This window comes from Mesorhizobium sp. WSM3864 (genome assembly GCF_002294955.1).
Classification (GTDB): Bacteria; Pseudomonadota; Alphaproteobacteria; order Rhizobiales; family Rhizobiaceae; genus Mesorhizobium.
This window is the reverse complement of sequence record NZ_NSGD01000006.1, coordinates 102,436-115,650: the sequence shown is the minus strand read 5'-3', so window position 1 is coordinate 115,650 and position 13,215 is coordinate 102,436. Positions and strand designations below refer to the sequence as shown.

The 13,215-nt window shown below is 64.2% G+C and carries 12 protein-coding genes and 1 pseudogene; 5 read left to right on the top strand and 8 right to left on the bottom strand.

The window, feature by feature from the left end; genetic code table 11:
* Window positions 1-4: 4 nt before the first annotated feature.
* From CK215_RS15255 to CK215_RS15245, 3 genes are all read right to left on the bottom strand, one after another.
* Window positions 5-1,012 carry an ABC transporter substrate-binding protein gene (locus CK215_RS15255; protein ID WP_095831402.1) on the bottom strand — a complete coding sequence of 336 codons (1,008 nt, stop codon included), beginning with the start codon at window positions 1,010-1,012 and terminating at the stop codon, window positions 5-7.
* Between the two features lie 45 nt (window positions 1,013-1,057).
* Entirely contained in the window at window positions 1,058-2,077 is a 1,020-nt protein-coding gene (locus CK215_RS15250) for an ABC transporter substrate-binding protein (protein WP_095831401.1), read from the bottom strand.
* 495 nt (window positions 2,078-2,572) lie between these two features.
* The gene (locus tag CK215_RS15245; protein WP_095780009.1) at window positions 2,573-3,238 is read right to left on the bottom strand and encodes a metalloregulator ArsR/SmtB family transcription factor; all 666 of its coding nucleotides are present in this window, start codon (window positions 3,236-3,238) and stop codon (window positions 2,573-2,575) included.
* 100 nt (window positions 3,239-3,338) lie between these two features.
* Here CK215_RS15245 and CK215_RS15240 point away from each other — a divergent pair, with 100 nt between their 5' ends.
* The 3 genes from CK215_RS15240 to CK215_RS15230 are packed head-to-tail and all read left to right on the top strand — an operon-like array spanning window position 3,339 to window position 6,501.
* Window positions 3,339-4,070, top strand: a complete 732-nt coding sequence (locus tag CK215_RS15240; protein WP_095828615.1) for an MBL fold metallo-hydrolase — start codon at window positions 3,339-3,341, stop codon at window positions 4,068-4,070.
* A complete protein-coding gene (locus tag CK215_RS15235; RefSeq protein ID WP_095831508.1) occupies window positions 4,058-5,299 on the top strand; it encodes an MFS transporter in 1,242 nt (413 codons plus the stop codon). The genes CK215_RS15240 and CK215_RS15235 overlap by 13 nt, the downstream gene beginning before the upstream one ends.
* A 53-nt stretch (window positions 5,300-5,352) precedes the next feature.
* Window positions 5,353-6,501 (top strand): acyltransferase family protein, encoded by a 1,149-nt coding sequence (locus CK215_RS15230; RefSeq protein WP_245418690.1) that lies wholly within the window; start codon window positions 5,353-5,355, stop codon window positions 6,499-6,501.
* Between the two features lie 13 nt (window positions 6,502-6,514).
* Here CK215_RS15230 and CK215_RS15225 read toward each other — a convergent pair whose 3' ends face one another.
* The 3 genes from CK215_RS15225 to CK215_RS15215 all read right to left on the bottom strand — a co-directional run bounded on the left by CK215_RS15225 (window position 6,515) and on the right by CK215_RS15215 (window position 8,724).
* Window positions 6,515-6,703, bottom strand: coding sequence for a DUF1059 domain-containing protein (locus CK215_RS15225; protein WP_067000403.1), 189 nt, complete (start codon window positions 6,701-6,703; stop codon window positions 6,515-6,517).
* Between the two features lie 109 nt (window positions 6,704-6,812).
* Complete coding sequence (locus tag CK215_RS15220; protein ID WP_095831400.1) at window positions 6,813-7,472, bottom strand: DUF5074 domain-containing protein; 660 nt, start codon at window positions 7,470-7,472, stop codon at window positions 6,813-6,815.
* Between the two features lie 31 nt (window positions 7,473-7,503).
* Window positions 7,504-8,724 (bottom strand): helix-turn-helix domain-containing protein, encoded by a 1,221-nt coding sequence (locus tag CK215_RS15215; RefSeq protein ID WP_095831399.1) that lies wholly within the window; start codon window positions 8,722-8,724, stop codon window positions 7,504-7,506.
* Between the two features lie 134 nt (window positions 8,725-8,858).
* On the opposite strand from CK215_RS15215, the gene CK215_RS15210 reads away from it, so the two are divergent.
* Window positions 8,859-9,608 (top strand): DUF899 family protein, encoded by a 750-nt coding sequence (locus CK215_RS15210; RefSeq protein ID WP_067329733.1) that lies wholly within the window; start codon window positions 8,859-8,861, stop codon window positions 9,606-9,608.
* A 131-nt stretch (window positions 9,609-9,739) separates the two neighbouring features.
* Window positions 9,740-9,934, top strand: a pseudogene (locus CK215_RS31785) (hypothetical protein); the annotation flags it as partial.
* A gap of 11 nt (window positions 9,935-9,945) precedes the next feature.
* Here the strand turns inward: CK215_RS31785 and CK215_RS15205 are convergent.
* Together CK215_RS15205 and CK215_RS15200 are read right to left on the bottom strand one after the other, a co-directional pair.
* Window positions 9,946-10,407, bottom strand: coding sequence for a response regulator (locus CK215_RS15205; protein ID WP_095831398.1), 462 nt, complete (start codon window positions 10,405-10,407; stop codon window positions 9,946-9,948).
* Between the two features lie 40 nt (window positions 10,408-10,447).
* Window positions 10,448-13,126 carry a PAS domain S-box protein gene (locus CK215_RS15200; protein WP_095831506.1) on the bottom strand — a complete coding sequence of 893 codons (2,679 nt, stop codon included), beginning with the start codon at window positions 13,124-13,126 and terminating at the stop codon, window positions 10,448-10,450.
* Window positions 13,127-13,215: the final 89 nt, after the last annotated feature.

Genomic DNA, 13,215 nt, shown 5'->3' with positions numbered 1-13,215 from the left:
CCGCTCACGTCTTGAGCTCACGCTTCAGCTGCTCCAGGAATCGCCAGTCTGTTCCCTCGGCGATGATCTGCTGTGGGCTCGACTTGATCATGCCCGTCTCCTGCATGCGCAACGCGTAGAAGCGCATCGAGGCTTCGGCATCGTACTCCCGCCATACGTCGTACCGCGTGTCGCTCAGCGTTTGCAGGGCGATTTCGTAGCTGGGGACGAAACCTCGATCGACCATTTGCGCTGCACTCCATGCGGGGTCCGAAATGCATAGGTCGGCGCCCTTGAGGATGGCCCTGAGCACGCGCTTGGTCGCCACCGGGTATCTGTTCACGTAGTCCGCAGCGGCCGAGGTCATGCAGCAGAAGTGCTGCGACCAAGGGCGATCAAGGGTCGTGTTGAGGATCGTGTGGCCGATTTTCTTGGCGCGCAGTTGCTGCGTCTCAGGCGGCGTGAAGAGATATGCATCGAACTTTCCGTCGGCGAAGGCTTCCACCGGCTTGCTTTCCTCGACCCATTCGATGTCGTTGACGGGATCCAGTCCAATATAGGCGGCCATCAGGGTGACCAGCACGCGCGACGGCGCATGGATGTCATGCATGCCCACCCGCTTGCCCTTGAGATCCGGGATGCCTTGGATGCTGTCGTTGGCGATCAGCTCGAGGCACCCGGAATGCAGACCGCCAAGCACCCTGATTGGCACGCCCGCGTCGATCGACGCGACGTGGACCGGCGCGTAGTTCATGCTGAAATCCGTGTCGCCGCGCGCAATCCACACCGCCTGATCGACTTTTTCGTCGCCCTGCACGTAGCGGACGTCGGTGAAGCCCTCCGCTTTGAGGAACTCTCCGGCCAGGTACATCCCTGCCCAGCAATAGGCGCCATCGATCCACCGCGGCAAGCGAACAGAGGTCGTTTCAGGGGGTGCCTCGGCCCAAGCGTCAGTCGTTGTGCCGATGAGAGCTGCAGCGCCTGCTGCCGCAGCTCCGGCCATGAAGTGGCGACGGTTCTGGATGATTTGCATGGGGTTCTCCCTCGCGTGGAAAATGGGCAGGCGCTGGCCGCCCAGTCAGGTCCTCAGCTCGTGCTTCAGTTCGTTGAAGAAACGCCAGTCGGTGCCTTGGGCCAACAGCTTCTGGGGGGTGCTCTTCAGCATCCCGACCTCGTGGAGACGCAGGGCGTAGAAGCGCAGGGTGTCCTCAGCGCTATACTCACGCCAACCGTAGGGGATCGCCTTCATGACCTGGAGGGCATGGTCATAGCGCTTAGTATAGCCTTGCTGCACCAAGAACTGGGCGGACTGCTCGGGCTCGCTGGTGCAGAAATCCGCCGCTTTCAAGATGGCGCGAAGGGCGCGTTTGGTGGCCACCGGATGCGTACGAACGAACTCCCGCTCCCCAGCCAGCATGCAGCAGAAGTATTGCGACCAGGGCCGGTCCACGGTGCTGCTGATCACCACATGGCCGATCTGCTGCTCCCGCATCTCCTGCGGTTCGGGGGGAAAGCCTAGATAAGCATCGATCTTCCCCTCACTTAGGAGCCGGATGGACTCGGGTCCCGGATGCGTGACGAAATGTATGTCCTTATGGAGGTCCAGGCCCACATACGCCGTCATTGTGGCGAGAAAGACGTATCGGCTGGAATCTAGCGCTGGCACGGCCACGGTCTTCCCCTTGAGATCGCGGATCGACTGGATGCGATCGGTCCCGAACAGCTCAAAGCAGCCGACGTGGAGGCCAGCCAGAATGACGATGGAATCCCCCGCCTCCAGGCGGAGAAGGAGCGGGGCGGCGAAATGCGCACTGAGGTCGGCTTCACCGGAGGCGAGGGCCGGCGCGATGTCTGCCGTCCCCTCTCTTTGGAGGTAGTGCACCTCGGTGAACCCTTCGCTGCGCAACAGTTCTTCGGCTATATACTGGGGGGCCTGACAGATGCTGGGAATCCGGACGAGCCGGATTCGCGTCGTCTCAGGCGGTGGCTCCGCTGCGGCGCGCCTGGGGTGCCAGCCCAGAAGCCCCGCCGTCCCCGCCAGCGTAATCCCACGCAGGAACCTCCGTCGGCTGAACCGTCCGGGATCTACCGTATGCATGGGAACCTCCCTTCCAGATGCTGGCCAGTGCGACACCGAGAACACTGACCCGTGGATGCTGTGTTCTCCACAAGCCCGAGTGTCGGCCATGCCTGCATGGCGGGCTCGGGGCTTGCCTGTTGCTCACATCTTAAGGACGACGACACCGGCAGCGCCTGCCAGGGCAGCACCGGCTAGGAAACGTCGGGGGGTTTGCGTGATCTGCTGCATCAGAACGCTCCCATTCCGAATTGCGAAGGGCAATTCTGGCCGGAACCGAGCAAAAGAGGTTTCGACAGAGGCAGGTGGTCTTGTGGGCGCGACGAGTGGTGTGGATGCTAGCGCCCAGTCCGGTGCGGGAGTCTTGCGCTCTCAGTCGCCGGCTCATTTATTAGCAACCGACGATATGTCACGATACGCCCAATTTGCGTCGGCTGCGAGCCCAAAACTTGCTCGCGCCTCTTGCCCCAGAACCGCTGCCCATTTTTGGGCGACATGCATTTGTTAGCGACACCGTCAGGCCGCCATTTCCACCGGAAGGCCAGCGGCTTTCCATTCCGGCATGCCGTCCTCGAGGCGGCGCACGGAATGGCCAAGCGAGCGCAGCGCGGCCACCGCCTCGAAGGACATCACGCACCAGGGGCCGCGGCAGTAGGCGACGATTTCCCGTCCGGGGTCGGCACCCTGGGACCAGGCCTTGACTTCTCCGAGCGGAACATTGACCGCGCCGGGCACGTGGCCAAGCGCGAACTCGTCCGGCGGGCGCACGTCGATCAGCGTCACCAGCCCGTCGCGCATCAGCGCCTGAAGCTCGCCGCGCGTGACCGGCTGTATGTCGTCACGTGCCTCGAAACAGTCGCGCACAATGCGATCGACCTCAGCAAGCTGCCGCTCGGCAATGCCGCGCACCGCGGCAAAGGCCGACAGCACGCTCGCATCGCGCAGGGAATAGCGCACGTATTTGCCGTCGCGTTCGGCCGAGACGATGCCGGCGCGGCGCAGCGCCTGCAGATGCTGGGAGATGTTGGCGATCGGCTGGCCGAGCTTCGCAGCAAGCGCCTCGACGCTGCGCGAGCCTTGCGCCAAATGCTCGATCAGTTCCAGGCGCAACGGATTGCCGAGCGCCTTGGCGACGATCGCGAACTGTTCGTACAGCGCCAGCTTCGGATTGCGGATTGACATCGACCTTTCTGCGACCCATCGTCATTCAATGTAATTATTGAATGATGGTTTCGACCTGCCGTCAAGCCAAGCGGCTCGCAGTTGCCTTGGGAGAAAAGCGATGATCCTCAGACAGCTCCTGCACACCGACCCGGTCGCCGCCTCCTATTTGTTCGGCTGCGGCGGCAAGGCGTCTGCTGCCGTGGTCGATCCGGTCGGCGAGATCGCGCCCTATATCGAGGCGGCGCGCGCGACAGGCATGCGCATCCTCTATGTCGTCGACACGCATATCCACGCCGACCATATCTCGGCAGGCCGTGCGCTCGCCGAAGCGACGGGCGCCGAATACGTGCTGTTCGAAGGCGCCGAGGCGGGCTTCCCGTTCCGTCCCGTGAAGGATGGCGAGGTGCTGGAGCTCGGCAATGTGACGGCGACCGTCATGCACACGCCCGGCCACACGCCGGAGCATCTGAGCCTTTTAGTCACCGACCGAACGCGATCGACCGAACCCTGGTTCGTACTCACCGGTCACACGCTGATGGTTGGCGATCTCGGTCGCACCGAGCTTGCTTCGAGCGCCGAGGACGGAGCCCGCGCGCTCTATGCCAGCGTGCGCCGGCTGAAGGAATTGCCCGATCACATCGAGGTGCTGCCGGGCGCCTATTCCGGCTCGGTGTGCGGCCGCTCGCTCAGCGGCAAGCCGACATCGACCATCGGCTTCGAGCGGCGCTTCAACAAGGCCTTCCGCATCGAGGACGAGGGCCAGTTCATCGCCGCCATGACCGCCGACATCCCTCCCCCGCCGCCGGACGCGGCCCGGAACCGCGCCGCCAACGCCGGATCGCGATCGTGAGCGCAGCGGCGCCTGCCGTCGCGCTCGGCCTCAAGGTCAACTGGAAACAGTTCGCGCTGCTGGTGCTGATCAACGCCTTTGTCGGCGGCATGGTCGGCATCGAGCGAACCGTCGTGCCGCTTATCGGCGCGGAGGAATTCCATGTTGCTTCCACGACGCTCGTCACCTCCTTCATCGTCAGCTTCGGCGTGGTCAAGGCCTGCGCCAATCTCGTCTCCGGCCAGCTTGCCGACACATGGGGGCGCAAGCGCGTGCTGATCCTCGGCTGGCTGTTCGGCCTCCCGGTGCCCTTCATGATCATCTGGGCGCCGAGTTGGGGGTGGATCATTGCCGCCAACGCGCTGCTCGGCATCAATCAGGGACTTGCATGGTCGATGACCGTCATCATGAAGGTCGATCTGGTCGGGCCGAAATCGCGCGGGCTCGCCGTCGGCCTCAACGAGTTCGCCGGCTACCTCGCCGTCGGCGTCACCGCATTTTTCACCGGCTATCTGGCCAGCCGCTACGGGCTGCGCCCGGTGCCGATCTATCTCGGCATCGGCTATGCGATCCTGGGTGCCGCGCTGTCGATCCTTCTGGTGCGCGACACGCGCGAGCATGTGCGGCTGGAACTGGCCAACCATCAGAAAGCTGTCTCCCCGCTCGGCTTTCGCGAGATCTTCATGCTGACCTCTTTCCGGGACCGCAATTTGTTCGCGGCCTCGCAGGCGGGCCTGGTCAACAATCTGAACGACGGCATGAGTTGGGGGCTTTTTCCGCTCTTCTTCGTCGCCAACGGGCTCGGCGTCGAGCGCATCGGCATCCTCAAGGCGGTCTATCCCGCCGTCTGGGGCGTCTTACAGGTCGCAACCGGGCCATTGAGCGACCGTTGGGGCCGCAAGGGCCTGATCGTCGCCGGCATGTGGGTGCAGGCTGCCGGCCTTCTGCTCACCGCCATGACGCGCAACTTCGGCTGGTGGCTGCTGGCGAGCCTCTTGCTCGGCCTGGGCACGGCGATGGTCTATCCGAGCCTGATCGCGGCGGTATCGGACGCATCGCATCCGTCCTGGCGGGCGCGCTCGCTCAGCGTCTATCGCTTCTGGCGCGATCTCGGCTACGCAATCGGAGCGCTGTCGGCGGGCCTCATCGCCGACTTCTTCGGCTTCGCCGCGGCGATCGCGGCGATCGCGGCGCTGACCTTCCTCTCGGGTGTAATCGTGGCGGTGGCGATGCGAGAGACCAGCCGCTGACCCGGCTCCGAGCTCCAGCCCGACAGCGCCGCGTTTACGATATCCGAAGCTTCATGCTGCTAGAGACGCGCCTGTCCGGTACTATGGCGCTGGGTGCCTTTGCGGGGTTTTTCATGAACAATTCGACGCGCATGCCGTGGGTGGACACGGCAAAAGGTCTTTCGATCATCCTGGTGGTGATGATGTATTCCGCCTACAACACCGGTGAATATACCGGCGGCGTCGGCTTCCTGCATTATGTCATCGGCTTCGCGACCCCGTTCCGGATGCCGGAATTCTTCCTGATCTCGGGGCTCTTCCTGTCGCAGGTGATCGACCGGCCTTGGCGGCGCTATATCGACCGGCGCGTCGTCCACTACCTCTATTTCTATGTCCTGTGGGCGGTCATCTCGATCGGGCTGAAGATCGGCATCTTCAGCCGCGATCCCGCCGGCATGCTGCACGACCTCGCCGTGGCTGTCGTCCAGCCCTATGGCGTGCTGTGGTTCATCTACATGCTGGCCGTGTTCGGCCTCGTGGCGCGCATCCTGCGCGAGCTAGGCGTGCCGCACTGGATCGTCATCTCGGCTGCCGCCGCGCTGCAGATGTGGGCGCCGCATTCGGACAGCTATGCGCTCACGCAATTCGCCGCCTATTTCGTGTTCTTCTATCTCGGCTTCGTCATGGCGCCGCTGGTGTTCCGGCTGGTCGCGTGGACGCAAGCTCGTCCGGCGATCGCCGCTGCCGGGCTGATCGTGTGGGCCATCGTCAACGGCCTGCTCGTCTACTCGCCGGGCTACGCCGTCGAGCCGGTCGGCATGCAGATGGGCCTGGCGGCATGGCCGCCGCTGCATCTTACGCTGGCCGTCGCCGGCGCGGTGGCGCTCTGCGTCGCCGGCGGCTTCCTGTCGAAATTCGCCGCGATGGAATGGCTGCGCTGGCTCGGCGAGCATTCGCTGGTCGTCTATGTCGCCTTCACCATCCCGATGTCGATCTTCCGCGGGATCATGCTGGCAAGCGGCCTTCTGACCGATACCGGCATGCTCAGCCTCGCGGTCCTGCTCGTCTCGGTCATCAGCCCGGTCATTCTCTACTTCATCGTCAAGCGCACCGGCTTCGGAACCTTCCTGTTCGAGCGACCGGCCTGGGCGCATGTCGACAGACCGACTGCCGGCCAGATCTCAAACAAGGGCGTTGCCCGGCCGGCGCGCGAGGCGGCTTGATGCAGAAGCGCGCCTAGCTTCCGATTATCATCGCCTGTAGCTGCTTCCGGTCCTCTTGGGACCATTGGCTCGGGTCTTCACCATGCGCGGACCGGGCATGAAGCTCAACGTGCTTCATCACCTCTTCCGCGTTTTCTGCCGTGAAGCTCCCGGGACAGGCTTCCATTCCCGGATAGTCCTTGCACCGATACGTATACGCCATCGCTGCCTCCCTTTTAAGGAACGCCTAATGGAGCGATGGGGCGCGACCTTTGTCAATGGACTGGTCTTAGACCGAAGACCACCGCCGTGCCAAGCCTGGCTGGAGCCGGCTATTTGCCGACTGTCGTGTCCTTGTCAAGGTTGTACCCAGGACGGCGCACGGCCTTGATCTTGCCGCTGCTGCCGCCTCCGCAGAAGAAGCAGCCGCCACCGTCGGATTCCAATCCCGACACGCCGGAGGGCATCGCCAGCTCCTGCAGCACATCGCCCGTCTGGGGGTCGATGCGCAAGAGATCGCCCTCATCGCCTTCCCAGGTGGCATGCCAGAGCTCGCCATCGACCCAGGTGACGCCGGTGACGACGCGCTTCGACTCGATGGTGCGGATCACCTTGCCCGTTTCAGGATCGATCTGATGGATCTTGTGGGCCCTGTATTCGCCGACCCAGAGCGACCCCTCGGCCCAGGTCAGCCCGGAGTCGCCGCCATTGCCGGGGGCGGGAATGGTGGCGACGACCTTGCCTGTACTAGGGTCGACCTTGTGGATGCGGTCCTCGCCGATCTGGTAGAGATGCTCGCCGTCGAAGGCGGTCCCGGCATCGGAGGCAACGTCGATCGACCGCACGATCGCGCCGCTCTCCGGGTCAAGCGCCTTCAGCTTGTCGCCGGTGGCGAACCAGACATTCTTGCCGTCATAGGTGACGCCGTTGATGCGCTCGGCGTCCGGAAAGGGGCCGTATTCGCGCAGGATCTCGGCAGCGGCTCGTTTCATTTTCGATCTCCATTCGAACAATGGCCGCAGACTAGTCGCTCGGCAGCGGACCCGGGAGTAACAAGACAGTCGGGAATCCGGTCACCGGCGGCGTCATCCAGCGGCGCGCCCTGCCGCGTCCGACCGCCTGCACCTTATTGTCGGCCGAAAGCGCTTCCAGCGCCCGCTGCACGGTGCGCGGGCTGGCGCCGAGCGCGATCGCCAGCGCCGAGCTCGACCAGGACTCGCCGTCGGCGAGGAAGGCGAGCACTGCGCCATGCTCCTCCTCGACAGGCGGCGCCAGCACCACGACCTCGGCTGCGGTCAGCGGCGTTAACGCAAAACCGGCCGCCGTCGCGTTGATTTCCGCCAGCGCGTTCATTTCGGCGCGCAGCCGGCCCATCTCCACCCTGAGCCGCGCACGATGCGATTCATCGGCGTGCCTGGCGCGAAAGGCGCGCTTCAGCAGCACCTCCCGCGACGCACCCGCGGGCCAGGCCTCGGCCAGCGTTCGCGCCAGCGCAAACAGCACCGGCCGCGTCGCCAGCGAGACCACCGTGTCGGCTATGCGCACGACATTGCGGCAGGCATCGACGACGAGGGCGCCTGAGGTGAGCAGCGCCTCGACCTCGTCGAGCTGCAGCGGCGTCACCAAGCCCTTCGACACGAGCCGCGCGACGGGCGTGTTCAGCACCAGCGATGCGCTTTCGACTTCCGCCTTCAGCGCCGGGATATTGGCTTCGTAGGCTGCGAGCGCGGCCCGGCCGAGCGCGGCGCGCGCGGCCTTCGTCCGCAGGCGTCTGACCGCGATGCCCGCGGCCGCGAGCTCATGCGCGACGCGCGCGACCGGCGGCAACGGCGCCGGGTCGAAGCCGGCAAGCAGCCGCTCGGCCTCGTCGAGCCGGCCGATCAGGATGAGGCGACGCGCTTCGAGACTGCCGGCATAGGCGGCGTTGACCCGATCGCCATGCGCTTGAAGTGTCGTGCGGGCGGCCCGCAATGCCTTGTCCGGCCAGCCGAGATCGCGCGATACCAGCGCGATCTCGGCCTCGGCGACGACGCAGCGGGCGCGCGCCACCGCCTCTTTCGGGCTGAAGGCGCGGGCGGCGCTCTTCAGCAGCGCCTTGGCCTTGGCGAAATCGCCGAGCTGCGCCATCGCGATGCCGCGCAGCGCCAGCGCCGGGGCGTCGTCGCGCAGCGCGACGCGCTTCAGGGCGCCCAGCGGATCACCGGTCGCGAGCGCGCGGCCGGCGGCATTGATCATCGAGTCCATGCAATGCCCGCCCCGATGCCCCCTTCCGGGTCTGCCGGATCAAATCGCGTCACACTTGTAACTCTCACCATCGCGCGGTCCGGCTCTAAGTTTCCCTTGTCACCCCAACCAAACGCAAGAACGGGACAAGAGCAATGACCCAACACATGAAGACACCACCGGTCGTTTCGCCGGAAGCCTGGGAAGGCGCGTATGAAGAAATGCTGGTGAAGGAAAAGGCGCTCACCCGCGCCCGCGACGCGCTGGCTGCGGAACGCCGCCGCATGCCGTGGATGCCTGTCGAGAAGGACTATGTGTTCGAAGGCCCAAACGGCAAGGCAAGCCTGCTCGACCTCTTCGAAGGCCGCCGGCAACTGGTCATCTACCGCGCCTTCTTCGAGCCCGGCGTCTATGGCTGGCCGGAGCACGCCTGCCGGGGCTGCTCGCTCGGCGCCGACATGGTCGGCAACCTCGCCCATCTCAACGCCCGCGACACCACGCTTGCCTATGCGTCCCGGGCGCCGCAGGCCGACATTCAGCGGCTGAAGCAGCGGATGGACTGGAAGATGCCCTGGTACACCATCACCGACAGCTGGGACAAGGATTTCGGCGTCGACGAATGGCACGGCCACAACGTGTTCATCCATGACGGCAACCGCATCTTCCGCACCTATTTCGTCAACAACCGCGGCGACGAGGCGTTCGGCACGGTGTGGAGCTATCTCGACGTCACCCCGCTCGGCCGCCAGGAGGTGTGGGAGGATTCGCCCGAGGGCTATCCGCAGACACAGACCTACAAGTGGTGGAACTGGCACGACAACTATGAGGAAGGCGCCGCGCCCGACCAGCGATGGGTCGAGGTGTCGGATGCCGGCGAAGCGGCGTTTCGCAACAAGAACGCCTGAGCGCCGAAGCGACTCTGGCGGCGTCGCCCGCGCCGCCAGAGCCGAACTTTCCTGAAAGCAGTTGGAAGGTGGAGATCATGAGCATCGACAATCCCGCCCCTCGCCCGGCAGGCCTGAGCGGATTCGGCCTGGCCGACTGGTTATGTCTCGCGGCGGCACCGACCTTTGCCGTCATGACGTTGCTCACTGCCGCCGATAGCGGACCGGACGCGATGTGCATGTCCGGGCCCGGAGCCTTCGTGCTCAGCGGCATGGCGCCGATGTATTTCCTGATGGCTGCCTTCCACCTCGCGCCCTGGCTGCGGCTGCTCGCCAGAGGGGTGGCGGAATCGGCGCTTCAACCTGCCGACGAGCTGCCGGACCTAAGCGCGGAGCGGATGGCTGAGAGCAGGGATGCCGGCGTGTAGGGTTTTACCAGCCAGCCCAGCGGCTCCGCGGGTGCTGCCCGGGCGCGAACGTCGGAATCGGAATGCGCCGTCGCAAAAACCGAGCGCAAACCGTAAATTCGAAACAGCTCCAGGGCAGTTTGAATTCCATCCATGGCGCCGGACAGCCGGATATCCATCACAACTAGGTCAGGCGGGTCCGCAGCTGCGCTATCGAGCGCTTCCTCGCCCGAGCCGACGACTACGACCTCGAAACCGGCCGCGGTCAGAGTTCTCTCCATCTCGAGGGAGATGAGAAAATCATCCTCGACGACCAAGATCCGCGTGGGCAATGCGGCCGCCACAGGCTCGGCCGACGCGGCTTTCGTTGGGATTGGCCGACGGCGACCGTGTGGAGCAGCAAGCTCGGTCATCGAGAGCGATCCAGGAAGTGAAGAAGTGCCGGCGAGAGCTTCATGAGAACCGAATGCTGCAGCGCGTCTTCGGTTCCTTGGTAACGACAAGCTTGCCGTGCAGCTGCCGCGCCAAGCCCTGAACCAGCTTCAACCCGGACGAACGGTCGCGGACCGAAGCCAGGTCAAAGCCGGGACCGCTGTCTTCGACGAATACCTGGAAGCCGTCGGCATCACGCCGAAGCCCGACCCGGATGGTGCCGACTCCGTCGGGAGTTCCATATTTTACGGCATTGGTCAGAAGCTCGTTCAGGATCAGCGCCAGCGGCATTGCAACGTCATTCGAAAGCTTTGAATCGTCAGCCTCGAACTCAACCGCGACTTCCTTCGGGAAGGTCTGTTTTATTGTCCCGCAGACCGCAAGCAAGAAACCCTTCGCGTTGAACTGCGTCGAATCGACCGTCTCGTACAGGACCTGCTGAGCAGCGGCCATGGCCGCGACGCGGTTGCCGGCTTCACGCAGGATTTCTCGCGCTTGCGGGTTCGCTGCTCGTTGACCGGCCAAGCTCAGCAGCGACTGCAGCATCTGCATGTTGTTCTTCACACGATGATTCAGCTCATTGAAGAGCAGCCGCTGCTGTGTTTCGGCCTGTTTGCGTTCGCTGATATCGACCAGCATGTTGATGCCGCCGACGATCTTGCCATCTTCATCGCGCAGCGGCGTCGGATACGGGATGAAGGGAATGCGCACGCCGTCCGGGCGCTCGGCGACGGCTTCAGCGTTGCGTATCGGACGCCCCTCCTTCAGGGAGACCGCCATCGGGCACTGGTCGTGAGGAAGCGGGGTTCCGTCCGGCCAGAACAGTTTCCACGTCACGCACCACTTATCCTTGCCGATCTGCGGAACGCGCCCGGAAAGCTCGACGGCCGCCTCGTTGAAAAAGGTTATCGTGCCGTCGGCGTCCGTCGTGTAGATCGCGGCCGGAATTGCCGCCAGAAGGTCGCGCAGCTGACGCTCGCTCGCCCGCAGCTTGGCTTCCGCCATCTTTTGGTCGGTAATGTCGCGCGCAATCTTCGAGGCGCCGATGATGCGGCCCTGGCTGTTGCGGATGGGCGAAATCGTCAGGGAAATATCGACGAGACTGCCGTCCTTGCGGCGACGCACCGTTTCGAAGTGATCGACGCTTTCGCCGCTGCTGATGCGCCTGATGATTTCCGGCTCCTCGCCCAGCCGGTCATCGGGGATGATCATCGTGATGTGCCTGCCGATCGCCTCGTCGGCCGTGAAGCCGAACAGGCGCTCCGCGCTGGCATTCCATGAGGCGATAATGCCGTTGAGATCCTTGCTGATGATCGCGTCGTGAGAGGATTCGACAATGGCCACCAGCTGATTTGCGGCGCGCTCCGTCGTCTGGCGGGCGGTCTCGAGCCGCACGCGGTCGACCGCGAAGCCGAGTTGTCCGGCCACCGTCAGCGCAAAACGAAGCTCGGACTCCACGAAATCGTGCGGATGATCGTAATAGGTCATGAACTTGCCGAGCAACTCACCGCGCACCGAGATCGGAATGAAAGCCAGCGCTGCAATGCCTTCGTCCCGCACAGCCGCCTTGAGGTCGTCCGGCAACCCGCTTTGCTCGACGTCGGCAATAGCGATTGGTTCTGGATCGCGTGTGTCTCGCGACCAGGGGGAATGGCCTTCGACGGCCTTTCTGTAAGCTTGCGACAGGCCTCGCGAGGCAGCAAATCTGAGGAAGCCGGTGTTGTCGAAAAAGAGTATGGACGCCCGGTCCGCACCCAATGCTCGAATGATGGTGCTAAGGGCTATCTCGCGAACCTCGCCGAGATTCGCCGCGCGCTGAAGGCTGTCCGTGAATTCGTAAAGCGCCGCCTGCTGCTCCAGATGCCGGACGAGCGCGGCCTCGGCCTTCTTGCGCGCGGTGATATCCTGCTGCACGCGCACCGCATACAAGAAGCGGCCTTCGGAGTCCCTTACGCTCGAGGACGTGACCGCGACCCAGACTCTTGCCCCGTCCTTGCGGATGAAGCGCTTCTCGTGCCGGTAGCTGTCGATCTCGCCTCGCACCTGACGCTCGAACTGACGCAGGTCCGCATCGACATTCTCCGCCAGAGTGGCATCGAACACCGACCTACCCACAAGTTCATCGGCCGAGTAGCCGAGCAGGTCGGCAAGGTAGCCGTTGACGCGCCCGAGTTCGCCCTTCGCGTTGACTTCAGCGATGCCAATCGCCGCATGCTGGTAAGTCGCAGCGAGCCGCTGTTCCTGTTGCCCGATGATCTCATCGCTCAGACGCCGGTCCGTGACGTCGTGGAAACAGTTGATGGCTCCGACGACCCGACCGTCCTCGTCTTCGATCGGCTCGATGTGGACCATCACCCATATCGCCGTGCCGTCCGGCCGCTCGAGCTTGCCTTCAACCCCCCTGACGGGAATGCGGGTTCGCAGCACCGCGGCCATCGGGGTTTCGGCGCGCGCGATCTCGCGTCCATCGAGATAGAGCCTGTGGGATCCGCAATAAAGTTCGGAATCCGAGCCAAGCAAAGGCGTTCGCCCCCACAAGTCGGCAGCGCGTTTGTTGAACCAAAGCAATCGCCCTTGCGCGTCGCAAGCGTAGATCGCAATGGGCAGCGTCTCGATGAAGTCGGGCGGAATTTGCAGGGCGACGGCGTCCTCCGGGGTACGGATAAACCCCTCGGTTCCTTGAAGGCTTTCGATGCGCATCTCCCATTCCCGCTCGGCAACGAAAAGCCAAACGCATCGGATCGCCGAATGTTCCCGCGTGAGCTCCGACACTTCGGCATCGAGGCGGG